The sequence below is a fragment of the Tenericutes bacterium MZ-XQ genome (assembly GCA_002838205.1).
GTDB lineage: Bacteria > Bacillota_I > Bacilli_A > Acholeplasmatales > Acholeplasmataceae > Mariniplasma.
Genome location: CP017950.1, coordinates 1356415 through 1381842, shown reverse-complemented (window position 1 = coordinate 1381842; position 25428 = coordinate 1356415). Strand labels below are relative to the sequence as shown.

Annotated in this window: 33 protein-coding genes; 30 read left to right on the top strand and 3 right to left on the bottom strand. The window is 31.7% G+C overall.

Translation table 11 applies throughout. The features are described 5' to 3' along the window. Positions 1-4: 4 nt before the first annotated feature. The 3 genes from BK011_06810 to BK011_06800 all read right to left on the bottom strand — a co-directional run bounded on the left by BK011_06810 (position 5) and on the right by BK011_06800 (position 2238). Positions 5-718, bottom strand: a complete 714-nt coding sequence (locus BK011_06810; GenBank protein AUD65414.1) for a hypothetical protein — start codon at positions 716-718, stop codon at positions 5-7. A gap of 145 nt (positions 719-863) precedes the next feature. Continuing rightward, a complete protein-coding gene (locus BK011_06805; protein ID AUD65413.1) occupies positions 864-1505 on the bottom strand; it encodes a hypothetical protein in 642 nt (213 codons plus the stop codon). 202 nt (positions 1506-1707) lie between these two features. Continuing rightward, positions 1708-2238, bottom strand: coding sequence for a hypothetical protein (locus BK011_06800; protein AUD65412.1), 531 nt, complete (start codon positions 2236-2238; stop codon positions 1708-1710). Positions 2239-2328: 90 nt separating this feature from the next. Here BK011_06800 and BK011_06795 point away from each other — a divergent pair, with 90 nt between their 5' ends. From BK011_06795 to BK011_06650, 30 genes are all read left to right on the top strand, one after another. Continuing rightward, entirely contained in the window at positions 2329-2559 is a 231-nt protein-coding gene (locus BK011_06795) for a hypothetical protein (GenBank protein ID AUD65411.1), read from the top strand. Between the two features lie 29 nt (positions 2560-2588). After that, positions 2589-3056, top strand: coding sequence for a hypothetical protein (locus BK011_06790; protein ID AUD65410.1), 468 nt, complete (start codon positions 2589-2591; stop codon positions 3054-3056). Positions 3057-3066: 10 nt separating this feature from the next. Next, the gene (locus BK011_06785) at positions 3067-3417 is read left to right on the top strand and encodes a hypothetical protein (GenBank protein AUD65409.1); all 351 of its coding nucleotides are present in this window, start codon (positions 3067-3069) and stop codon (positions 3415-3417) included. Next, the gene (locus tag BK011_06780; protein AUD65408.1) at positions 3414-3650 is read left to right on the top strand and encodes a hypothetical protein; all 237 of its coding nucleotides are present in this window, start codon (positions 3414-3416) and stop codon (positions 3648-3650) included. The genes BK011_06785 and BK011_06780 overlap by 4 nt, the downstream gene beginning before the upstream one ends. After that, the gene (locus BK011_06775; protein ID AUD65407.1) at positions 3647-4357 is read left to right on the top strand and encodes a hypothetical protein; all 711 of its coding nucleotides are present in this window, start codon (positions 3647-3649) and stop codon (positions 4355-4357) included. Before BK011_06780 ends, BK011_06775 begins: the two co-directional genes overlap by 4 nt. Positions 4358-4532: 175 nt before the next feature. Then, a complete protein-coding gene (locus BK011_06770; GenBank protein ID AUD65406.1) occupies positions 4533-4961 on the top strand; it encodes a hypothetical protein in 429 nt (142 codons plus the stop codon). Next, entirely contained in the window at positions 4951-5400 is a 450-nt protein-coding gene (locus BK011_06765; protein ID AUD65405.1) for a hypothetical protein, read from the top strand. The genes BK011_06770 and BK011_06765 overlap by 11 nt, the downstream gene beginning before the upstream one ends. Continuing rightward, positions 5400-6173: a hypothetical protein gene (locus tag BK011_06760; protein ID AUD65404.1), complete on the top strand. Its 774-nt coding sequence runs from the start codon at positions 5400-5402 to the stop codon at positions 6171-6173. The genes BK011_06765 and BK011_06760 overlap by 1 nt, the downstream gene beginning before the upstream one ends. Beyond that, entirely contained in the window at positions 6121-6936 is an 816-nt protein-coding gene (locus BK011_06755) for a hypothetical protein (protein ID AUD65403.1), read from the top strand. The genes BK011_06760 and BK011_06755 overlap by 53 nt, the downstream gene beginning before the upstream one ends. Beyond that, entirely contained in the window at positions 6929-7255 is a 327-nt protein-coding gene (locus tag BK011_06750) for a hypothetical protein (protein ID AUD65402.1), read from the top strand. Before BK011_06755 ends, BK011_06750 begins: the two co-directional genes overlap by 8 nt. Then, positions 7248-7649, top strand: coding sequence for a hypothetical protein (locus BK011_06745; protein AUD65401.1), 402 nt, complete (start codon positions 7248-7250; stop codon positions 7647-7649). The genes BK011_06750 and BK011_06745 overlap by 8 nt, the downstream gene beginning before the upstream one ends. Beyond that, positions 7649-9196: a hypothetical protein gene (locus BK011_06740; protein ID AUD65400.1), complete on the top strand. Its 1548-nt coding sequence runs from the start codon at positions 7649-7651 to the stop codon at positions 9194-9196. Before BK011_06745 ends, BK011_06740 begins: the two co-directional genes overlap by 1 nt. A 302-nt stretch (positions 9197-9498) precedes the next feature. Beyond that, on the top strand, positions 9499-9987 hold the full coding sequence (locus BK011_06735) for a hypothetical protein (protein ID AUD65399.1): 489 nt from the start codon (positions 9499-9501) through the stop codon (positions 9985-9987). Next, positions 9987-10679, top strand: coding sequence for a hypothetical protein (locus BK011_06730; GenBank protein AUD65398.1), 693 nt, complete (start codon positions 9987-9989; stop codon positions 10677-10679). Before BK011_06735 ends, BK011_06730 begins: the two co-directional genes overlap by 1 nt. A gap of 124 nt (positions 10680-10803) precedes the next feature. Next, entirely contained in the window at positions 10804-11127 is a 324-nt protein-coding gene (locus BK011_06725) for a hypothetical protein (protein ID AUD65397.1), read from the top strand. Next, a complete protein-coding gene (locus BK011_06720) occupies positions 11120-12811 on the top strand; it encodes a hypothetical protein (GenBank protein AUD65396.1) in 1692 nt (563 codons plus the stop codon). Before BK011_06725 ends, BK011_06720 begins: the two co-directional genes overlap by 8 nt. A 2-nt stretch (positions 12812-12813) precedes the next feature. Then, positions 12814-14040 carry a hypothetical protein gene (locus tag BK011_06715; protein AUD65395.1) on the top strand — a complete coding sequence of 409 codons (1227 nt, stop codon included), beginning with the start codon at positions 12814-12816 and terminating at the stop codon, positions 14038-14040. After that, complete coding sequence (locus BK011_06710) at positions 14024-14695, top strand: hypothetical protein (GenBank protein AUD65394.1); 672 nt, start codon at positions 14024-14026, stop codon at positions 14693-14695. Before BK011_06715 ends, BK011_06710 begins: the two co-directional genes overlap by 17 nt. Beyond that, positions 14692-15888, top strand: coding sequence for a hypothetical protein (locus BK011_06705; protein AUD65393.1), 1197 nt, complete (start codon positions 14692-14694; stop codon positions 15886-15888). Before BK011_06710 ends, BK011_06705 begins: the two co-directional genes overlap by 4 nt. Before the next feature lie 26 nt (positions 15889-15914). Next, complete coding sequence (locus tag BK011_06700) at positions 15915-16214, top strand: hypothetical protein (protein AUD65392.1); 300 nt, start codon at positions 15915-15917, stop codon at positions 16212-16214. Continuing rightward, complete coding sequence (locus tag BK011_06695; GenBank protein AUD65391.1) at positions 16204-16560, top strand: hypothetical protein; 357 nt, start codon at positions 16204-16206, stop codon at positions 16558-16560. Before BK011_06700 ends, BK011_06695 begins: the two co-directional genes overlap by 11 nt. Continuing rightward, positions 16547-16909 (top strand): hypothetical protein, encoded by a 363-nt coding sequence (locus BK011_06690; GenBank protein ID AUD65390.1) that lies wholly within the window; start codon positions 16547-16549, stop codon positions 16907-16909. Before BK011_06695 ends, BK011_06690 begins: the two co-directional genes overlap by 14 nt. Continuing rightward, positions 16902-17288 carry a hypothetical protein gene (locus tag BK011_06685; protein ID AUD65389.1) on the top strand — a complete coding sequence of 129 codons (387 nt, stop codon included), beginning with the start codon at positions 16902-16904 and terminating at the stop codon, positions 17286-17288. The genes BK011_06690 and BK011_06685 overlap by 8 nt, the downstream gene beginning before the upstream one ends. Positions 17289-17290: 2 nt before the next feature. Next, a complete protein-coding gene (locus BK011_06680) occupies positions 17291-17905 on the top strand; it encodes a hypothetical protein (GenBank protein AUD65388.1) in 615 nt (204 codons plus the stop codon). Positions 17906-17917: 12 nt separating this feature from the next. Beyond that, positions 17918-18298: a hypothetical protein gene (locus tag BK011_06675; GenBank protein AUD65387.1), complete on the top strand. Its 381-nt coding sequence runs from the start codon at positions 17918-17920 to the stop codon at positions 18296-18298. Positions 18299-18363: 65 nt separating this feature from the next. After that, positions 18364-18579, top strand: coding sequence for a hypothetical protein (locus BK011_06670; protein ID AUD65386.1), 216 nt, complete (start codon positions 18364-18366; stop codon positions 18577-18579). 12 nt (positions 18580-18591) lie between these two features. Further along, entirely contained in the window at positions 18592-20583 is a 1992-nt protein-coding gene (locus BK011_06665; GenBank protein AUD65385.1) for a hypothetical protein, read from the top strand. 1 nt (position 20584) lies between these two features. After that, positions 20585-22630, top strand: coding sequence for a hypothetical protein (locus tag BK011_06660; GenBank protein AUD65384.1), 2046 nt, complete (start codon positions 20585-20587; stop codon positions 22628-22630). After that, complete coding sequence (locus BK011_06655) at positions 22630-24714, top strand: hypothetical protein (protein ID AUD65383.1); 2085 nt, start codon at positions 22630-22632, stop codon at positions 24712-24714. The genes BK011_06660 and BK011_06655 overlap by 1 nt, the downstream gene beginning before the upstream one ends. Further along, positions 24711-25427: a hypothetical protein gene (locus tag BK011_06650; protein ID AUD65382.1), complete on the top strand. Its 717-nt coding sequence runs from the start codon at positions 24711-24713 to the stop codon at positions 25425-25427. The genes BK011_06655 and BK011_06650 overlap by 4 nt, the downstream gene beginning before the upstream one ends. Position 25428: the final 1 nt, after the last annotated feature.

Below are 25428 nucleotides of genomic sequence, written 5' to 3'. Positions count from 1 at the left end.
TATGTTATAAAAGTTCATTAATAAAATCATCAACACCAAATAATAAATTGAGTTTAGCAACAAACAATTGAAACTCAACAACTATTTCATTAAATATATCATATAGATCCATTATAGCAAGAATATGAAAATTATATTTCTCTATGATCGGTTCTTCACTACTATTTATATCTCTATCTAAAACACTATTATTTACATAGTTTTTGAAAACTTGATTATACTTTTCTTCATTTAACTTCTTATATTCATCTATAAGATTACTACATTTTATCAAGAAATCATCGCATAAATTTCTAATTTTTGGTCTTATATATTGCTGGTTTAGCGTTATGAAATCATCGCTTTTTGTAATAGAAATTTCACATTTTTTGAGTTTGTTGTCTAATTGACTAAATTTATTAAGGTCTTTCAAATCATTCAAATGGTTAATATTATCATTAAAAATTTCTATTATTTTATCATTTATCAAAAATTGCTTTTCTATTATTATTTTACTAGCTTCAATTTTAACTGCTTGTGGATAACTATCTGAAGTTAGTTTCTTTTTGAGCCTAAGTTGAGCTGCAGCAATATAAACTGTTACAAATAAAGTTATAATCTGTAATACATTACTCAATAAAAAAGTTGAAACGACATCAAAAAAATAACTGATGTAATCACCTAAGGTAAATGATAAATATAAAAAGACATTTGATTCGTTTAAAAAAATGGTAAACATGTTATACCTCCTAAATTTTAATAAGTGGGAAATTAAGATATATAATCACGATTCATATAATGTCACCATGAGATATGTCATGTGTGGTATCGATGATGCAGAAAAGTCTAGAACTGATACATAAATTGGTGGGGCTCATAAGAAGTTATAATGTGTTGTCAGCAATAAATAGATTAATGTCTTCTGTGATATCAGATGTTAAATCATACATTGATCTTGATAGATATGAAAACTGATAAACATATTCAGGGTCATCCTCATCTTCATGATAATCAAAAGTTACTTCTATGATTTTGAGAATCTTTGGGTTAATGTTGTTACCGACATGAATGTACTTTTCCAACATTTCACTTATTTTCATTTTTTTATTATATTTATATTTAAAATGAATTGACTCAGTAAAAAAATTAATGATGGTCCTATACGCTAAACATTTCTCAATAAGTTCTTCAGGAAAATAGATTATATGATCCCAAATAAACGCATCTAACTCGTTTGATAGTTTGTTTATTTCTGATAATTTATCACTGACTAGCGTTGGAAGTTCTGAACTTTGTTGAATCTCAGTTTGATAAGAAATGACTAATGCTTGACAGTGTTCTATTTTTCTAATTATAGAAACAACACCTTCATATACAGTAAGTTTTTTACTAAATAATATTTTACTGTTTTCTGACTTCGTTTTGTTTATTGTTTCATAATCATTTACTTTTTTATAAAGAAAAAATTGAGAAACGGCAATACCCAAAGTAATCACTAAATTAATAATGCTTAAAGTTAAATCCATAGTATACCTCCTAAATTTGTTTGAAAGGACAGATAAATGAAAAAAATCATTATATTGATAATGCTATTAATAGTTGTATCTATCATATTCTATGTTATTAATTATGATCCAGGATTTGTTGTAGGAATTATTTGTGGATCAGTAATTGTATATATTCTAGAAATAATTTTGTTTATTCTACTTAAGAATAGATGGAAATAGTTTATTTTAAATAAGACCTAATTGATGTGTTTAATTTTTCTTGCTGTACTATTAAATCATCTGTATATTTAGAAAATCCTGACATTGATATTCTCTTATTTCCAATTTTAATGTTCTCATTTAAGTAAGTTACCAATTTTTCAGAAATAAGGTTTAACTCATAGATATCAGCTAATATGGTTTTGTTAGTAACTTTAATTTTTGCACTAGAACAAACTTTCATATAATCATCTAAAGCATTGCGTACCACACCTAGATACATGAGAGGTGAGTAAACAGTTCTTGAATCAATTCTTTCTTTATCTGGATAATTACCTTCAGATATTTCAGCACAATAGCAAGATTTTCTATAAAACTCATTTGAAAGAATGCATAGTTCCGATAAAACCTCTTCAGATCGTTCTCTTCTAAGTTTTTTCTTATTAGCAAAATAATCAAAGATTTTAGATGCATACAAACCTAAGTTAGTTAGCACACCACCAGCAATAGCAATAGCTGCACCAATTAAAGCAGCTTGCATGGTTTCAGTCATAAATCCACCCCTTGTTTTTGTTTTCATTATACACTAAAAAGTACGAGTTTTACGAGAAAATCTATTACGGTAAAATATTTTTATAAGTTTTTGCACATATCAGCACAACAAAGAGCAAATCACAAACATAAAAAAATTGACAGTTTCAGTGGTTATGTAACATTTTTCAAACCAAAAAAGAAAGGAGGAAATTTCAAGTTGAATAGAGAAAAAATGATAGCCTTCTTGATTGGATATGGCTACAAATCAGAAGAGGTACAAATACTATCTGATGACAAGTTGAAAAAAATAATAGAACAGCTTCACAAAAAATTAAAATAAAAAAATCCGAGCAAAGGAAGGAACGTTTTATGTATTTAGAAAAATTAAAGAGGCTTGCTAAAGGAGCAGCTTCAAGACCTATATTACAAGGTCTATGTTACAGAGATGATGAGATCCTATATACAAATTCATATGTTCTTATCATAGAAAAGAATTCAAGAAAAGTCGATGAAGAATTTGTTGTCAGTTTAATGAATGGAAAGATACTTTCAGGTAACTATCCAGATTTGAAATCAATCAAACCAAGTCAAGATAAACTTGAAAAGGTAACTGACATTAGATTTGAAATCAAACCGTTTAAAAACCCATATTATATTGCTAATGGCATTTATTTTAACAAGAAAGAAATGGAAACTGCATTCTCATGTATTGGATTAAAACCATTTGATCTTGAGGTTGTAGATAAGATTTATGTTGCAAAAGAAAAGCGAATGCTTGTTTATGATAACCAGGATAAAGGACAGTATGTTCTTGTCTTGGGTGTAAGAATAGAGTGAGGAAAAACAAATGGTAGAAAACATAAGCAGTAAAATGGTAAAAGCAAGAAAAAAATATCGTTGTATGTTTAGTGGGAAAACCATAAACATTGGTGACGAACATATTTGTCAAGTAAATAAAGATGGTGGTGAAATATACACATTTAGAATACATAAAGAAGCAGAATATTTAGCAGAGGAACTTGATTTATATGGTAAAGGAACTTACAATGATGGGTTTCAAGATGATGATTATGAGCAATTATTACAAGACTACATATATGATAATGACTTATTTGATGAATATGATAATTTTGATGGAAGCAGTCACGACTTTGTTTATAAGCACTATACGTCAAAAGCTAAAGAGGTAGAAAAATGAAAAAACCAAATAATCAAATATTAAAAGAAATCAACAATGAAATTGAAAGCGGAGTCACACTTGAGAGACTTAAGGAGTTAAGAAAAAAACTCAATAGAATCGATTTAAGTGATGAATTTGGATGGTCAGAAAATAAAAGCTTAAAAACTTGGTTGAAAGTTTGCATAGATGAAATGATTTTAGAAGCTGGAGATGATTTCGGTGGTCTAACGAAAGTTGAGGTTCAAAAATGAATAAGATAGAAAAAATTAAAGAACTAATTAATCAAACTAATATAATCTCTAAAGATACATTTGAACAATTAGATTTTATTATACCTAAAGTGATAATGACAAAAGAATTAAAAGATAAGATGAACGATACAACAGATCATACTGATGTTAGTAATTTCCTAGAAATAGTAGAAAAGATTTTAGGTAAAATCCATGTATACATGCTACTGAGTGATGACTACCATAGAAACGGAAAGCTATCACAACAAGATATGATTCAGTATGAAAAAACTGAAGAAGAGATTAACAATATTCTTGAGATGTTGCTAGCTGAAGAGCATGATTATATATTTGACCCACCAATTGATATCAGAACTTGTAAAGAATGTGGATGCACTGATATACATGCTTGTCCTGGTGGATGCCATTGGGTAACTGATGATCTTTGCAGCAATTGTGTATATAAAGTAATTGTCGAAAAGGGATTTAAGGCAAATGCTGGTACTTATTATCAAGAAGTTAAAACTGTCATTGCTGAAGAAGTAATATCATTAGAAGAAGTTGAAGCTATGATTTACGGATATGCTTCAGCATTGGGTTATGAGCATTGGTATGATGGAGAATGGAACGATGACATTGAAGACATAAATAAAGGCACAGAAGTTCTAAGATTTGACATCAATAAAGGAGAGGAAACTCAGCATGTTTATTTTTATAAAAAACAGTGATTTTACGAGAATTGACTGTACGGTAACATTTTTTAAAAGGTATTAAAAGATTAAGAGTTACAAAATAACGTTACATGGCTGTTAAGTAGGTTTTAAGCATTATTATAAAAAAATTGACAGTTTTTACGGTGTTATGTAACATTTTTCAAGAGAAAACGAAAGGATGGAAAAATCCATGAAAAAAGAGATTAAGTTAAAAAGATTTGTATTGCTAGATAACAATGAAATTATAGATACAAATAATAAGTATGAAGAGTGCCCTGAAAAATGGGAAATGCCTGATAATTATGTTTGTTATCTTGATTATCCTAAAGAAAATGCTTTGATTGGTGGTTTAATATGCACTCTATCAATTGATATGAATAGAGTGAAAAAAACCAGCGATAATATTTTAGACTTACTAGAAGTTGGAGATCTGGCTGGAACTTTATTCACAATTGGAAAAGAAACTGAATTAAGAGTTCAGCAAGTTATGAATCTAAATAAGCCAGATAGGATTCATTTTCACGGTGGAGAAGTATTTAAAAGAGACATTGTATGTATCTACAAACTTAAAAAAAATGGTGACTACACTAGATATGAGGTGATTGATGATGGAAAATAAAGAGAAAACTGTGATCGTTGCTAGCGGACCATCACAAGCTGATTATAAAAAAGCACTAGAAATAAACAAATCCATGAAACTAGACATCCAAAATGAAAATAACGAAAAATCTGAGAAAGCATTTCAAACAAGAAAAGTAGGAGTTCCAGTTATTAAAGACATATCAACACTAAAAGAAATGCCTGAATATAAACCACTTGACTTTCCTGGATTCAAGTATGCGACTTTAATTCATGGTGTACCTGTTGTTGTTCATGAAAATGGGCAAATGTTTATTATTCAAAACACTACTCATAAAAAACGTGATTTAGTCATGAAACATATTAATCAAGCAGTAAAAGAAGGTTATGTAGAAATCCGAGAACTTGACAAAGAGATCCATTTCATTGATAACCAAGTGGTTTGTGACATCAAGAAAATGCTAAAGGAGCAAAAATAATGGCTAGATCTATGTTTAACGATCAAATTACAGATAGTGATGCATTTCTTGATATGCCTCTATCAACACAAGCACTATATTTTCATTTTATAAGTTCTGCAGATAATGATGGATTTGTAAACAATTGGAGATCTATCATAAAGAAAACTGGTGCTGCAAATAATGACTTTACTTTACTAATTGACAAGAAGTTTTTATATCATTTTGAATCAGGTGTCATTGTAATAAAACATTGGAGAATTCACAATCTTCTTCGCTATGATCGATATAAACCTACTGTATATCAAGATGAATTAGCAATGCTTGATTTACAGGATAACAAGGCTTACACAATGAAATTAATAGAAACAGATGAAGCTAAAGATTTGTTTGATTATGGTGATGGTTTACCAAATGGCAACCAACGGTTGACACAAGTAAAGATAAGTAAAGTAAAGATAAGTAAAGTAAAGATAAGTAAAGATATAGAAGAGCCTAAACAAGAAATCATCATTAATAAAAATTTAGATTCTTCAAAAAAAGATAAAAAATTCATACCACCAAAACTTCAGGATGTCATTGATTACTGTACAGCAAGAAAAAATAAAGTAGATCCAAAAAAGTTCTACGATTTCTTCACTGAAGGTAAGTGGAAAGATAGTTTTGGTAAACCAGTATATAACTGGAAACAAAAGATTATTACATGGGAAGGTAGAAACAATAACAAGGAGGTATCTACTAATGCAAAATCTCAAGAAACAATTACACCATATGTCAGAAGAGAAGACCGATAGTTTTAAATCATTTGTTGAACGTGTATTATCTGATCCTGAAACAGCTGATATTGATGTTACAAACAAAAGTAATGTTATGCTCGCTATTAACTATCTAAATTTAAGAGATGAAGAGCATCCAGGGATTACAATAAAACTTCGTAAAGAACCATATCTTGAAATAGTTTATGTTGATACCAAAGAAAAGCAGCTTGAAATCCAAAGACAAAACTCTATTAAACTCTTTGGTGATGACTCCAGGGATTTAAAAGCATCTTTATCAGATTTTAAGTTAGATACACTAAATCGCAAAAAGGCTTATAAACTAGCAACTGGAATTGTCGATGGTAAGAGTGATAAAAATCGTGGGTTATACATTCACTCAAAACAATTTCAAGTTGGAAAAACATATCTTGCTAATGCAATCACAAATGAACTGATTGATAGAGGCATTAAAGGAGCATTCTTATTTGCTCCTAGCTTTGCAAGAGTAGCAAAGGACTTCGATAACCTAGAAACTAGAATACAAGTACTTAATAACTCTCATTTACTTGTCATAGATGATCTTGGAGCTGAGTATAACTCCGAGTGGTTCTTCACAGAAGTTTTAATGCCAATCTTGCAGTATCGATTAACTCATAGGCATCTAACGATAATCACATCAAACTATAGCATCATAGAACTTGGTGAGAAATATCAACAAAAGATATCTGATAAGAAATATGTTGAAAGATTACTCTCAAGGATCTATGAGCTCACTGATGAGGTGAATCTTGATGAATAAGAAGATAGAGCTTCATGAGCAAACTATAAGAATACAGTATGAAAATGGACTAACTCCTAAACAAATAGCTGAAAGACATTATGTGAGTATTCCAGCTATTTATGAAAAACTCAGAGAACTAAAAATCAAGATTGAACATCCATTTTTGAGACAAGGAAATTATACAAAACTAAAGAAAATGTATGTTGATAAAAAATACTCTATTCGTGAAATATCAAGAAAATGTAATGTATCCCAACAGTTAGTCAGTAAAGCATTAAAAAAGTTTGAAATAAAAAGATTAAATCCGAGCAAAGGAAAAGGTGTTAAACATGAATGAACAAGAAATGATGACAAATGCAATGATGAAGGAAAACTACATCGATGCAATTAAGAGCTATGTAGAAAATAAATCTAAAAATGATGAACAACTCTTAAAAGCTCTAGATAATGAAAAAAAGACATATGAAAAATGTTGGTCATATATCATGAGAAAAGCTAAAGATCATTTAAATAATAAATCAGGACATATTATGCCATCAATAGTATTTGGATGGGCGATTCATTATTTTATTGAAGATGAATCAGTCTTAGAAAAAGAAGTAGGTAAATCAATTGATAATGAAACAACAGTTAAACCAAAATCCCAAAAAGAAGTTAAAGTGCAAAAAGAAGAGAAGAAAAACAAGAGTTTTGAAACTTTATCAATATTTGATTTTGGAGTAGATGAATAGTGATTTTAACCTTAGATAAAATTAGGAAAACTTTTATTGGATTAACTGAAAATAGAATAAAATTGCTTTATAAACATTATCAAGAAAACCCAAAACATTTTTACCCACATAGTAGACATTGGAAAGACATTGTAGATGATAGAGATAAATATATGATGTATGATGTCAACGAATTGGTTGATAGTTTACCAAATTACAATGTTCATAATGGAGTTATTCAAGTAAAATATGTATTTATAGGCGAAACAAAGTATTTTATGGTAAGGAATTCTCATACAATAGCACTATTTGATTTATCAGATAATGCATGCCATGTATATCATAAGGCTGAATGGAAAAACACAAGAGTCTATGTATGGTTTAACATAAATAACGGATATGGTTGGAATGGACATCCGACTAATTCGCTTTATAGAAATGATTATAGACCTACTAAACATGATATAGAACAGATACATCAAATGGATGAGTTTAAATACATTGATTTTACAAAGTTAGAGTATGTTAACTTATATCCATTGATGAACAATCGACTGAATAAAGATCATCTATGGCAAATAGAAATGCTTATTAAAACAGGATATATAAGACTTGCAACTGAATTAGCTTCAAGTTATCAAAACATAGATTTCAAAGTTTTTAAAGAATATCAAGATTTTTTCAAGTTAAGAGGTAAAGGTCTATGGCACTATAATCAAATAATGAAACTTAGAGAAAAAGGATTTTATAATCCTGAGTTTATGTTTCTGGATACTTACGAAAGTTACTATCATGCGTTTTGGATACCTTTTTTGGAAGAACATCGAGAAATTAAAAGACACAAGTTTATTAAGTATATTAAAGGTAGAAAATCAACACAAACAATATTTGACATTGATTTTTTATCGATATATAAGTTGTATTTAAAGTACATTGAAAAACTAGGACTTGATTTTTCAAGAGATAAGTATGTTTTTCCTGAAAATCTAGAAGAAGAGTTTAAAGAAGTACTGCTTGTTATTGATTTTACTCAATATCCACCACAAGATTATAAGACTGCATTGTTAAGATGGCAATCAAAGTTAAAAGTCAATGAAATGGATCCTAGATACGTTGCGGAAGTTATAAACTTCGGAATACAAAGACAAAGAGATGAAGAAGAGAAAAAACAGATCATAGAAATACAACGCAAAGCTGAAGAAGAGAAAAAGAGAATATTGAAAATCATATTTGAAACTAATAAGCACTTTAATTTAGAACTAGATGATGACTTTGTATTAGTCGCACCTAAATCATCTGATGATTTGTATATTGAAGGTAAAACATTAAATCATTGTGTTTTTCAATACTTGGATTCTATCGCTAAGAAGGATAAAGCTATCTTTTTTGTCAGAAAAAAGAAATACATTGAGAAACCATTCTATACAGTTGAAGTTAGGAATGGTCATGTAGTACAGTGTAGAAGCACTAATAATTTAGATCCGGCTAACAAAGCAGCATATTTTACCCATTGGATAAACAGTCATATTGATGATATTAAAGGAAAGACTGAAATGGCAATAGTATAAAAGAAGGTTAATGCCTTCTTTTTTTAGCATCATTACGTAGTAATGGGTGCACAATATTTTATTTAAAAGCAAAAATGGGATTGACACGTTACATGGATATCTTTAATTTGAAGGTGAGGACAAGTGTAGTTTTTATTTGAGGTTCTAGGACAGTCTTTCCATCCTTTGCACTGATCTCTAGAGCCTGAAATAAGAACTAAATATAGTAGAAACTGCGGTTATTTATTTTTTTTCAAAATATTAGATAACCGTTTAATCCTATATGGGGTATGAACTTACGCAACAAAAACGAAGGTGATTATATGGCAGACTCTAAATGGCAACAAGTTAAAATCCGAATACCTGAGATAAAGAATTGGATTATTCACACCAATGCTACAGAGACACAAATATACACTCGATTAGGTATATCCAAAAACACATGGATTAAATACAAGAGAGAATATGGTATCTTATCTGCAGCATTGTTTGAAGCAAGAAAATATAGAGGTCAAGTATTAGTACCTGAGTTGTATGATGCAATGCTCAAGCTAGCATTAGGATATGAAGAGAAAGAAGCAGAAGTTACTGAGAATGAAGTACTTAATGAAAAGAACGAGATAAAGGTTACTAGAAAGATAGTACATAAGAAATATCCACCTTCTGAGAGTGCTGCATGGAAACTTCTTAAGCATTATACAAAGGATACTAAAGATCCTGTCACTGATAATCCAATGGACCATCAACTCAAGGTTAAGAAGCTAGAACTAGAGAAGAAGGCACACAAACTAAAAGAGGATAATGATTGGTAATGCCAGGACATAAGTTTTATACAAGTAGAACATGGAGATCATTTAGAGAAGTAGTCATCATAGAGAATGGTGGTGTATGTAATAGATGCCATAAGGTATTCACAGATACATCACAGTTAGAAGTGCATCATATCAAACACTTAAAAGGTAGTGATTATGATGATTATTCCAAATCACTTAATAAAGATAATGTAGAGGTCATCTGTCATAAGTGCCATAATGAAGAGCATGGAAGATTTATTACACATAAAGAAGTGATCCTAGTGTTTGGTCCACCTTTAAGCGGTAAGACAACATATGTCAAAGAGAACAAGGGATACAGTGATATAGTAGTAGATCTTGACAAGCTTCAAGAAGCAATCACATTAATGCCAACATATCAAGAAGTGCCAGCAGTTAAAAGAAATCTCTTCAGTGTAAGGGATTTGTTACTTGACCACATCAAGACAAGATATGGTAAATGGAAGACAGCTTGGATCATTAGTGGTTATCCAAATACATTTGATAGAGATAGAATCATCAATGACTTACAAGTAGATGCAGTAATCCTTATGGATGCAACACAAGAAGAATGTTTAAACCGTTTAGAAAATGTTAATGACTATAGAAAGCAATACAAAGTAGAATGGCAAGAATACATTAATAGATGGTTCTCACAGTATACCCCCCCTGTTGATGAAGAAAATGGGTAGTGCTGTTAGCCCCCCAGCAAGGTAACTTTCCTCGCAACCGAAATTTTGAAAAAAAATATTTTTGAAAAATGACTCCAATCAAAAAAAGGTGTTATGGTTCAAAAAGTTAAGCAAAGGAGATCATATGGAATTAAAAGATTATAAAGGTCTATTTGAATCTAGAGATATGAAAGATGTCTATGAATTAAATAAAGATTTTATATTAGATTTAATTGATACGAAAAAACACATTGATAAACTAAATGATTTACCGTTAGTCATTGTACATCCTACAGATAAAACTAAACAAAGGATTTCTGAAGCAGCTAAAGTTATTACTAAACTAAAACAAGTGTATGCAAATCAGATAGTAGTACTAAATAAAATCATGGGTAATGAAACTAGTGGTGAACAATCAGGTGATCCAATAGAAGCCTTTAAGAAAAGAAAAAGGATAGACAATGAATAAGGTCAATCTTGAAAACACAACCATTAATGGAGTCTTTAGTTATTTCCTTGACTACTACAAGATGGTATTCGAAAAAGGTTGGTTTGTTGGCCAAGAGATGAAACAAGTACTACACAACTGTTATAAAGATTTAAAACATTATGAGTATGATCCAACTGATGCTCATATCAGAATAGAGTTTACTGAAACACTATGTAAACAATCTAAGAATAGATTTTATGGAAAACCATTAAAGCTGATGAAGTGGGAGAAAGCATTACTCGAAGTCATCTATAGCTTTAAAAAATCTAGTGGTATTAGAAAGTACAAACAAATTTTATTATTAATCGCACGTAAGAATGGAAAAACAACACTTGCGGCATCTGATTGTAATACTGACTTGTTTATAGGCAGTGGTGGTCAAGATATATGTTGTTCATCAAATGATGATGCACAAGCAGATCTAGTCTTCCAGGAGATTGATAGTATGAGAGAAGCTATCGATCCTGATGGTAAGCATACACATAGAAACAAAAAAGGACTCAAAAACATTAAGAACAGATCGAGAGTCTTTAAGATTTCAGAAAGACAGAAAAACAAAGAAGGTCGTAACATCACAAAAGCAGTCATCGATGAGGTTCATGAGATGCGTGAAAATACAATCTTCATGAGTATATGGCAATCAGCTTCAGTTGTTGAAGATCCAATCATCATTGAAATTACTACTGAAGGTATTGTCGATGATGGATATTTAGATAAGCGTTTAGCTTATGCAAGAAAAGTCTTAAAAAGAGAAATTGATGATGAATCATTGCTTCCCTGGTTATATACCCAAGATAACGAAAATGAAATATGGACTGATAGAAACTCATGGTGGAAGTCAAATCCTTCAATGGGAGTTATCAAACAATGGGAGTACTTAGAAGATAACGTTGAGAAAGCAAGATCATCTAATGAAGACAGAGCATTCATTTTATGCAAAGACTTCAATATGAAGCAAAACAAAGCTATCTCATGGTTATTACACAATGAGATAGAAAATGATGAATCATTTGATTTAGAAGATTTTAGAGAAAGTTTCTATGTAGGTGGCATCGACTTGTCAGAAACTACAGACCTTACAGCCGCATCAATACTCATTCAAAAAGGCAGGAAGAAGTTTTTCTCAGTCATGTATTTCATACCAGAATCAAAAGCCAATAGTGAGAATAGAACAAACCTTGAAAGAAAAGACTATCACAGTCTAGCTCAAAAAGGATTAGTTAGAATTCTTCCTGGTAATGAAGTTACATATGAAGCAATCACAGCATGGTATTGGGAGTTATATGAAAAATATAAACTCAAACCATTCAAGTTTGGATATGACCAATGGAACGCAAAAGGTCTTATTAAAGATTTAGAGTACAAGTTTGGTCAAGGTGTTACAGAAAAGATAAGAATGGATTATTCAGTTTTAAGTAATCCGATGAGATCCTTAGGAGCTGACTTTAAAGATCATTATGTGAATTATCAAAACAACGAACTCACAAAATGGAATTTAATGAATGTAGCTGTTAAAACAAATAATTCAGGGTTGATAATGCCTGTAAAAGTACAGTCATCAACAACAAGAATAGATGGAGCGGTGAGTATGATGATTGCATATGCAGTGAAATCAATGTATCAAGCAGATTTTGAAACGCTAATGGATATGGGTGGTGATTAAAAATGGGATTTTTAGATTATTTAAAATCAGTATTTAGAAGTAAGACAGAACCTCATGCATATAGTTATAAAAATTATTTATCTTCATCACCAAATATTAATGTGTACGAGGCATCAGTTGTTAGAGCTTGTATCCATACGATAGCTGAAGAGTCATCAAAAATGATTCTTAAATCAGTGAAAGTTAAAAATGGTTTAGTCACTCCTAACAAAGATGACATAAATAAACTGTTTATGGGTAAACCAAATCAGCTAATGACTTTAAAAGATATGCTTTACTGGACAGCTTATAGGTTGGAAGTTAAAGAAAATGCATATTGGTTTCCAGAATACAAACAATATGAGTTTGGTGATGGCAGTGTAACAACTAAATTAGAATCAATCTTTCCAATCAATTCTGAGTCAGAAGATATGATATACGATGAAAAAACGAATAGTTATATGATCGTATTCAAAATCGTAAATGGTGGAATCTATAGCGTAGCCTATAATGATGTCATTCATTTTAGAAAACACTATGGGGATGATTACTATTTTGGAAAAGAGAATAGAGCCGATCTTCTCAAGAAATTAAAAATCTATGACCAGGTTACAACTCTTATGCCAAAAGCATTAGAAACATCGATGCAACTTAAAGGTGTTCTAAGTGCTAAGTCACAAATGGGTAAAGAAGCACTGGATCAGTTTAAAGAAGAGTTTATTCAAAACTTGAATACAGGTAACGGTGCATTTGCAACTCTTGGAGTAGATGGCAAGTTTGAGCCTATGAATATATCATCACAAGTTGTTGATGAGAAAGTCTTAGAGCATCTTGAGAAAACCGCTTTAATGAACTTTGGTGTATCAATGAAGATTTTAACTGGTGATGCGACAGAGAACGAATGGCAAACACTGTATCAGAAGAATATAGAACCATTCAAGATTGCGATTGAACAAGCTGCAACTTATGTTTTATTCAAACATATTGATAGACAGCATGATAATCAAATAAAAGTTTATGACAAATTGGTGAATCATTTGTCTATGAAAACAAAATTAGAAATCATCAAGCTCATGGGTCCACAAAATTACATCTCCAGGGATGAACAAAGAGAACTCATAGGATATGAACCTGATGGTGGAGAAGATAGAGTTTCATTAAACTTTGTTAGTAAAGACATTATTGATGCATATCAGTTAAAAAATAAAGTTAGTAATAACGAGGAGGATAACGATGAAACTGGACAATGAAATAAGAGCTCAAAGAGCTTTCAATCTAGTTGATATTAATGTAGAAGAAAATACCGATGATGGTACTGCAACAATAGAAGGTTATGCAGTAGTATTTGAGTCAGAAACTGTTATTGGTAATGATTGGTGGATTGAATCCATTGCTAGAGATGCCATTAAAGATGAGGCATTAGAAGATGTTGTTCTTTTAGTTAATCATGATGATACTAAACTTGCATTAGCAAGATCTAGAAGAAACAATGAAAACTCAACCCTACAACTTACCGTTGATGATAAGGGCTTGAAAGTTATTGCAAAGCTTGATATTGCAAATAACACAGAAGCCAAAAATCTTCATTCAGCTGTAAAGCGTGGAGATGTTGATGGTATGTCATTTATGTTTCAAGTTGCTGCTCATGAGTGGAGCGACTTAGAAGCAGATGTGCCAAGAAGAAAAATCACCGAGATTTCAAGAGTCTTTGAAGTAAGTGCTGTGAACTTCCCAGCCTACAGAGACACTGAAATATATGCTAGACAAGAATCTGATACGTTGGAGAACGAAAAGAAAGCACTGGAGAGTGCTCGATCAGCATTGTTGGTGAACAGTGAAGAACTTGAAATAGCAAAAAGAAAAGCATTGTTCAAAATTAAAAATCTAGGAGGAAATATAAAATGACAATTTTAGAACAAATTAATGCAAAAGAAAAAAGAATGAATGAAATTGCTGCAGAAATTGAAACTGCAGAAAATGTAGAACAAATCAATACTCTTACAACAGAGTATGGCACTTTGAATGAAGAAAGAACAGCTCTTCAAAAAGCATTAGCTACAATACCAGTAAAGATTACTGATGTATCTAACTTCAATCAAAGAAGTGCATCTGGTTTGAATGGTGAAGATGATTTAGATCCAAGAGCTACAAAAGAATACCGTAAGGCATTCATGGCATATGTTAGAAATGGTGGAACTGTACCTGCAGAATTAAGAGCAGATGCAACAACCACTACAACTGATGTATCAGCGTTAGTTCCTACTACAATCATGAATAGAGTGATTGAAGAACTTGAAACATATGGTAATGTATTCCAAAGAATTACTCGTGCTAATGTTACAGGTGGAGTAAGAATTGCAATTAGTTCATTAAAACCAGAAGCTGCATGGGTCGGTGAAGGTGCGGTTTCTGAGAAGAAAAAACTTCAAGCGGATACTTATGTATCATTTGGTTATTACAAGCTTCAAGTTCGCATTGCAACTTCATTAGAAGCTAGCGTTGCAACACTTGATGCATTTGAACAAATGATTGCTAGAGCAATCACAAGAGCAATCATTAAAGCTGTTGAAGCATCAGTATTTAGTGGTACTGGTGTTGGGCAACCTTTAGGTATCTTAAATGATCCTAGAATAGTTGCTGGTCAAAAATATGTATTTGGTACAGCAGATGCAACATATAATGGCTGGATGAAGAAATTCATATCAAAAATCAAGAATGCTTATTCTCAACAAGCTGGAAATGCAATTTATGTATCTAAAGCAACTTGGGATAGCTATATGGCTGGTATGGTTGATTCAACTGGTCAACCAGTAGCACGTGTAACAATGGGTATCGGTGGCAAACAAGATCGTACATTCTTAGGATATCCTGTTGAGATTGTTGATTATCTACCAAATCTAGAAGGTGCTGCAGTAAACACAGTATGGTTAGTATTTGGTGATTTATCAGAATGGATTTTAAATTCAAATCTTCAGTTAACATATAGAAAATACTATGATGAAGCAACTGATGAATGGATTGAAAAATCAACATTAATCGCAGATGGTAAAGTAGCAGATGCTTCAGGATTTGTTTTCTTAAAGACTGCGGCTGTCTAAATAATATTTGATAAAGGGTGATTATTATGACAAAAGACCAATTTATGATTGATAACAAAGCAAAAATAACATATGCAGTTGGGTTTGATACTTCTGATGAAGATACAAATGCACGTATTGAAATGCTTATTGAAGCTGGTATTGCTGATCTTCAGCAAGCTGGTGTAAAAGATGAAGTTATTTTTACGAATAAACTGTCAGTAGTTGCCCTAGTTCAATTTGTCATGGACAATTTAAAAATGGTACCTGGAGAGTTTCAAACCTCTCCAGTGTATTTGTCCAATGTACAAAAACTGAGATATGTGGTGATTCCTGATGCAATCTAATGCAACTATTTATCTATTTGATATCGAAACTATACAAGATCCAATTAATGGTGAACGTATAAAATCGGTTAAATCATATAAAAAAATTATTGGTGAAGTATCTGAAGTTGGTGCTAATACATTTTGGAATGCACATTCAAACAATGTCAACCTGGTCGCAACCGTACAAATCTTTAAACAAGCATATAAAAATAATAAGTTTATCTACATAAAATCAAGAAATATGTCTGAAGTTTATGAGGTTAATAACATTGCAAAAGGTGAATCATTTGAGAAGGTTAGATTAAACCTAACTGTTGCAACCGATGAAGAACTAAAGGAGTTGATTGAAAATGCCATATCCTGATACAAAACTTTGGGAATTATTGAAACCATTAGCATCTACAACTCTTAAGATTTATAAAGAACACCAGGATGAAGATAACGATAAGAAACCATCTAAGTATATTGTTATTCAAGAAGAAGTATATGATGAGTCAATTTCATTTGGCGATGGTACACCAATCCTTAGAGAAGCCACATTTGAAATCTATATTAACAGTAAAAAAAGCAGTGAAGTTAAAGAAATCTATAACAACATTGCTTCAATATTAATCAGTAATGGAATTAATTATAATCTCGTTGGTAATATCTATGACACACAAAGTAAGTATTTCACTAGAACAATCGAAGGAGATCTTACTTATCATGTCTGATAGCATTGAAAAACAACTTGAAGATATTTTGAAAGAATTTAAAGACAAGACATTAAGACCACAAATTGAAAAAGGTCTTGATGCTTCAGCTGAAGTTCTTAGAAGAAACCTATCTCAAGCTGTTGGAAAAGGTGATTCAGTTCCACATTTTAGTGATTCATGGTTTATCAAAAAAGATTATAAAGGTGTAAGGTACGTTAAGAACTCCAAAAAAGTTGGAGGATCAGATAAGAAAGGTAATAGCAAATCAGTTCCGCTTGCATCATACCTTGAACATGCTGTTTCTTCACCATACAAAGGGTTTATTAAACGTACAGCAAGAAAAAGCAAGCCTGCAATGATTGAGGCTTTCAAAAGAGAATTTAAAAAAGGAGCGTAATTATGCCAAAAACAAAAGAAATTGAATTTAGTATTAAAAATGTTAAATACGCAGTTCGTAATTCTGATGGTAGTTATGGTGCAGTTCAAGATTTAGCATATGCTGAAGGTATTGCACTTGAATCAACTTACTCTTCAACTCATGTTTATGGTGATGGCCAAATCATTTGTGAAATCACAAGTGATAAAGGTTTAACAGGAAATCTTATTCTTGTTCAAATGCCACAACAATATGAGATTGACATGAAGAGAAAGATGTTAATCGATGGTGGTGTTGTTGCAGATATCACTCAAAGAGACAGTGTTGAACATGCTATTTATTTTGAAGTATCAAAACTGTTAGATGGTGTTGTTCAAACTAAGAAAGTTTGGATCTTAAATGTTACTTCTGGAAAAGCTTCAGAAACTCATACACAAAGTAAAGATTCAGTTAATTTAAATAACATTGAAATTCCATTAACTATTCTTGGTGAAAAGATGATGGACAATCTAGGTGCAGCTGTTTATAAAGATACAAATGGTAATGATTTAAACGTTACTAAAATGTCAGTAGTCCCTGGTGATGCTGATTATGCAACATTTGAAGCAGCAGTTCCAGTACCTAAGATGGCAGCGTAGTAGGAGGATAATATGATTGCGATAAAAATACCAACAGCTACATATGAATATGAAGGTGAAAAGCTTGTAAGTAAAAAAGATGAATTAATTGTTAATGTTGATACCTCTTTTAAAGCACATCTTAATTGGGAAAAACACTTTCAAGAACTTAAAAATGGTGTTGATTTATCATCTATGGTTGCTGTTGTAAGTGACTGGATTAAAGATGAGAAAACAGCATCTAAACACTTAACAGATTTACTCAGAGTGTTATATTGCTTTATCAATTCTCCTAAGTTACCAAGTTTTGATGATTTTGTGGGAATTCTTGATTCTACGAATATCGAAACTGTTGTGAATAAGATATCTGCAGTCATTCAGGAAGTAGGTACTTTTGCCTCAAAAAACGAATAGCACGGGCTCAAATATTAAACAGTCTCTATGATGAACTCATCGGAAAGAGTGAACAGAATGGGTCCGTGCCTTCTGTTTTAAAAGTAGTAAAAAGAGCAAATGATTACAGTATTCCTTATGGCTTAATGGAAACTCTCAATTATTCAGATCTTCAATCGATGATTATTGAATATGATATCGAAGCTTTAGAGCAAATGAAGAAGGATAAAGAAAGAGAAAGACTTGATAAATTAGGAATAGATCGAAGAAAAGCAACAGTTGAAGATTGGAATAAATTATAAGAAGGTGAAATTATGGCAAAAGGTGGATCATCCATTGAAGTATTAATCAGTGCGAATACAAAAAAATATGATGCTGAGACTAAAAGACTGGTTAAAGATTCTAAAAACCTTCAAAAAGCATTAGAGTTAAAATTTGATGGTAAGACATATGCTGAAGCACAACGTATGATGAGAGAAGCCATTGAACGAACTGACAGTAAAGCAGTAGCTCTTAAGAACAAATTAAAAGATTTAGAAACTGCAGGTAAAGTTGACAGTACTGAATATCAAAATCTTAATTCACAACTTATTAAAACTGAAGCTGAAGCAGTTCAATTAAAACAAAAACTTCAAGAAATCAATCAAATGAAGATTGATAATCTTGTTAATGGATTTAAAAATGTAGGCGACTCAATCACAAAAGCAGGACAAGCATTGATGCCTTTCAGTGCAGCAGCTGCATCTGTGATTGCTGGTCTAACTGCAATAGGAGCTTCATCTGTCAAAGCTGGAGATTATATTGGTACAACAGCACAACAACTTAACATATCGGCAGAAGCACTTCAAAAATGGTTATATATTGCAGATCAGACTGATGTTGAAGCACAGCAATTTGTTAATGCAGTCACTAAAATGCAAGGTGCATTAGCACATTTAGCACAAGGTGAAGAAGATATTACAGCAACTGCTTTAAAGGAACTTGATATAACTGCTGAAGAAGCATCACTTGGTATGGAAGCAAACTTTGAAAAAATTGTAAATTCACTTGCGAATGTGTCAGATGCAACTAGACAAGCTTATTTAGCAAATGAAATATTTGGTACACGTATGGGATCTAAAATCATTCCATTATTAAATGATGGTGGTGAGGGTCTTAAAGCTTTAGGTGAACAATTTCAATCATTAGGTTATTTATCTGAAGATACTGTAAATGATCTTGATGCATTTGAAGATACGATGGATAGAATCAAGTATCAATTTGGATTGGTTAAAAATGAGATTGGCGCATCTTTCCTTCCACTCATGGAAGCTATGGCTAATGTCATTGAAACTAAAGTGGTACCAGTATTTCAAAGATTAAGAGATTTCTTTCAAGGGTTAACTATGGACCAACAAAAATTAATATTAGGTATCTTAACATTTACTGCAGCACTAGCTCCTGTTTTACTTATTATTGGAAAGCTTACTTCAGGTGTTGGATCTATGATTGGTGTTATTGCAAAACTTGGAGCATCTCTAGGAGGACTTGGAGTATCGTTAGGTCCTATAGCAGCAATAGCAGCTGTATTTGCATTACTCTATTCAACCAATGAAAACTTTAGAAATTCAATTAATAGTCTTGTATCAACATTAGGCAGTGCTTTAATGCCTATCTTATCAGTTATTGGAAACTTATTTGAAACAGTCTTAAAGGCAGTAATGCCACTGATAGATGTCTTAGGAAATCAACTTGCATTGCAAATACAATTCTTAGTTACAGCACTATCACCATTCATCCAAGTTTTAACGAATGTATTGGTGCCTGTATTAAACGTTGTATTAGGCGTTTTACAAACAGTACTAGGATTTATACTCGGACCACTTTCAAAAGGTTTTAAATTCATGTCAGACCTATATATAAATATATTCAAAGGTATTCAAACATTCATTCAAAAGATTATGGACTTTGTAGGTATGGCAGTAAATAAAGCAATTGACTTCATTAACAAGATTATTCAAAACATAAACAAGATTGGAGACAAGCTTGGATTTACTATTTCAGAGATAGAAAATGTTAAGCTTCAGCTTGAGACTGGACAATTACCAGAAACACAAGCAGCTATCAATAACTCGAATAACATCCCAGTGAATCAAGCAATCAACAATAGCACAAGTCAGCAAGTCACTAATAACAATGTTCAAACCACTAATGATTATTCAACAAAAGAGATCACATTTAACTTAACAGTTGAGAACTATGGTGGAGAGCTAGATTATGATGATATATATGAAAAAATAAACACTATGCTAGTGGAGGGTTACTAACATGAGAGAACTTAAGATATTAAATAAGAACTATGAAGTTGCAAACCTTTATACAGTTGTGTATGAAGGTTATACGATTAAAGAAATCATAGAAGATGCACCAGTTTATAGTGTTACACCTCCACAACATTATTTAGATTACTGGCAAAAGATTTATGACTATTTTAAAACTGGTACAAAAGTACCTGGATATACTTATTTACCACAAGGTCAATCAAAGTATGATGTTGCATATACGAATAAGACTATTGATGATCCGATTGCTGAACTGAATGGGCATACGTTAAGAGAAGTGTTTGAAGAGGGGAACATTTTAACAAACCCTTATTTCGAAGAAAATGTTTCTGGTTGGAGTAATTATTTGCAATTTCTTTTATCTCATGATAGCGTTAATAAACATTTATTAGCAACTGTGCAAGGAGGAACTATTGCAACATTTGGACAAGTGACTTCTGAACCATTGATTGCTGGAGATAAGTATTTTCATAGGTCTAGAGTAAAATCCAGTGAAAATGTTAGTTATTTGATTGCATATTACAACGGGAGCAACAATCAAGCAACTTCTTATGTGAGAAATATATATTCAACAAATGGTATTCATCAGGCGAACACTTGGTTCGAAAGAAGTCTTATTTTTACAGCAACTAATGTAAATGGAAACACGGGAAATTTAAGATTTGGTTTTGGCTTTTATTACACAACAGCACAATCTCAAGTATTTACTGCAGATTACTCAGAACTCATAAATATATCTCGCCTAGGCATTGATAATCTATCTCAAGCACAATTAGAAGAATACTACTCATTATACGTTGCACGCAAGAACATCACAAAGAAAGTGCTGACTTATGCTGATATATTTGAAGAATTTCAGTTATTAACCAATCCAGATTTTAATGATGGCACTAATGGGTGGACTACATTTGCTTCAACATTAAGCGAATTAAATAATAACTTACTAATTACAGGCGATGGAGCAAATGCAACTGTTAGGACATATAATGATAGTTTTGAAGCATTGAGCGGAGAAAAGATTTATTATAATGCAAAAGCAAAAATAACTACTGCACAAGCACCATCTTCGTATTATATTCAATTCACAAGTGGTCCATTCACTGCTGAGTATAGATTTAATTTTAGTTATCTTCAAAATGTTTATAATACAATAAGTGGTGTATTTACAGCATCGTACAATTTAACAACTATGGCTTTACATCATCAATACGTAGATAGTGCAACAGCAAACGGCAAAGTTATGGAAGTCGATTACGCATACGCTTTAAACATCAAACACTTCGATGAACTCATCACAAAAGAACAACTTGACACGATGTTAGCTCACTATCTCTTAGTTAAAAACATTGTCATATACCCTGAAATCTACGTACCTACAGATCCTACAGGCTTCGGCAATCGTTATGCATTCCTAGAAATCAACAAAAAAGTATATGGCCATGAGCTAGACTTTGAGAACATGAATGTAAATTTACTCTTTGGAGTTTATAAAAATGCTTATGATTCATATAATCAACTCATGAACTTCATCATTGGTAATGAAGGCATTATATCTTATGACTATGGCAAAGGTGTTAGATATTCTGATATAAGACTTATCAAGTCACCTAAAACAGAGTTAGATGATGGAAGATATCTAAAAGAAAAGTTTGATTTCAAAAGATTAACACCCTTTTACACATTAGAACAAGGATCTTCACTCACAATTAAAAACACTCATGATTGGGATTTAAAGTTGGTTGTATCTGGAACTGTTAATACAAACATTGTATATATAGAAGCTGAAGAAACTACATCAGGATTAACAAAGACAGTTAAGTTTGATTTCACAGCAGTTACTAAACCATTTAACTTCTATTACAACTCAGAAACAAAACAGATCTTAATTAATGGTATCAACAATGGATATCAATACATTGATTTTATTCAAGGAATATCATTTATCTCTCTTCCAAAAGACACAGAGCATCTTATATGGACTACAGGAATCACAAGTCCATCAATCACTGTTAAGAAATGGGTGATTGATTAATGTATGTAACACTTTATAAAAACAATCCTAATACCATCTTTACACCACCTGCAGCAACTCCAAGTTTAAGTAACTACAACACAACAGCTGAAGGTAGTAGAGGTAGTATATGGAAATGTTTAAGATATCAAGATAATGTTGGTGATGGTGAATGGGTTGGAAGTCAACAAAACCCAGGAGGTATACTACGAACTTGCTCAACTAGTCCACCTGTAGGAACTTGTACCATTGGTGAACAATGTATTGATATAGATCCAATACTAGGAACTATCTACTACACTTGTGAACAAGAAGCTCCAACTTATACTTATTATTGGGATTTACTTGTTGATGGTATGCCTGAAATCATCTATGGTGGCATCATTAGAAACGCTAAAGAAGATATTACAAGAAGAGTCTACGATAAAGACACATCAAAGTTCGAAGGTTTATCTGATGAACTACTAGATGAACCATTAGTCTTTGTTGCTAAAGAAGATGATGACACATACATATATTCAGGCTATGTTAATTCATGGTCACAAAATGATAAATTAGTGACATTTAAAGGTATTGATTTTAAAAGTATCTTTGACACAGAAATTAAGCTAGATTTCTATGCTGATATGATAAGCGTTAATCTCCAGGTAACTACAATCTTAAACAAAGTTTTTAATAACTTTAGCAACAATTATCCTGGGTTAAACTTCACAATTCCAACGATCACAACAGATACAGCATACATATCTAATCTATTAGGGCAGGTGTTTACTACGAACGCACTTAAATTCTTAAAAGTCTATCTTGTAACATTTGGACTATTCATTATTCCAGTATTTAACGAAATCACAAAAGAGATCGATGTATCTATAGAAACTAATAATCATAGCGAAACCATAAGACTTGATGACTTTATCTTTGAATCAACGAAAACAGATACAAAGATTAATAAATGTATTGCGACTATAGCTGATAAACAAGAAGAAGAATATACAGATGAAATAGTATGGTTGAGATCTAATGCAGCATACTATAATTCATTACCTGCAGATAAAAAAATGACAGGAGCAGGGAAGAACGATAACTTTAGTTCAAGTGACTTCTTTAATCCTACATCATCTCATAATATTGGATCACTCATGATAGGTATTAAGCAATACAATGTTTTAAACATATATTTAACATCAACAGCAAAGACACTTTTATCAAACGAAGAAAAAGCAATTCTATTCATTCCGTATCACGAATACTTTGACTTTAAGAAATCCTTTATGTCATTTGATTATATCAGTACAGGGCAATACTATACAGCAAGATTAGATACAAACTCAGTACCTTCAGAGTACATCAAAATGAATCATCTTGGCGACAAAGTACCATTCACTGATTTTGGTCAGGGATGGATAGCTTTAGATGTTACTAAACTATATACAGACAAAGGATTTCCTGATTATATATCTTTTGGAATTGTTATCAAAGAAGATATTACAACAACACAAGTCAATGGAATGGCAGATGTCTATAAAGATTCATTTAAACTTGCTAAGGAAAAGCTACAAGATGAAGTAGAGATTTACCTATTTGATACACCAAAAGTAGAACATCCCTGGTATATGAAGCCTACAGATAAACCGACATATGAAGGTAATGTACCACCATTTGGATTTGGTTATAGATCATATGATGGTACTAATTATTATTATTGGCAAATAGGACAAGTCCCTAGAGAACCCAAAAACATCCCAGAAAAAGCATTCTATTTAGGTAAAGATAATCAAGTCTATGAGGAATATATTGCTCCAGCAAATCAGATCTATCCTGTTCAAACTAAGATATATGCTGAAGAGTTCTTCTATAAGGCTCAATTTAACGCTATATATGAGCTTGTAAATAGTAGATACAATGAGAATGTCATTATTCCAGATAACAAGGTTTTAAACCCAATTGAATTAGCAAATCTAGGATTAAATGCTCAAGTCACTGTATATGACAAGATGAACAATATTGCAACTCTTCCTATCAGTGAGATTCAAATTAAAAATGGGGAGAAGAAAGTTAAGCTAGGATTTAAGAAAACAAGATTTACGGAGGTCATTAAATCATGAAAGAAATACATATAAAATGCTTTGATGGTGGGTATGCAACATTAACTCAAGAATCATTCACAGTTGATAATGAGAATAATGCAACTAAGTTATACATCGATTACTCTGAGACCATCCATAAAGATAATAATAAATGGGTGGATCTTATTATGGCAGATGGCACTTCCCTTAGATACGATCTTGGGCTTGAACAAATCCCAACATTAGACTTAACATATGCAATGACTATTCCTGGATACATGATAATATCACCACTCATCTATGATGGTGATATCAAAGAAAAATATGTCACTAATTTCAAAGTTAGAGTTCATGAACAACCTGAAGCAGGATCTAGTGAGTCCATAAATCGTGATGACTTCATCTTCAGCTTAAAACAGCAAGTAGATACTTGGGATGCAAAACATAAATATATCACTCAATTACTAGAAGGAGAAACCATCGACTACAGTTTAATCTCAAACAATCCTATAGTTGTATTTCAAGTTAGAGATGTCACTACAGGAAGAACTGAAGTGATGCAATATTTCATCAGAACTGAGATTAATTCCATGTTTATTGAAAGAGAAATTGAGAGATCTCCATTAAAACTTGCAAAGATAGAACTGACAAACAATGTTATTACATTTGATGTAGTCAATGAACTGGGTTTATCAGATAGAATAGGAGCTGTCCTTGATATATATACAATCTACCTAAGAGAGGAACTATAGT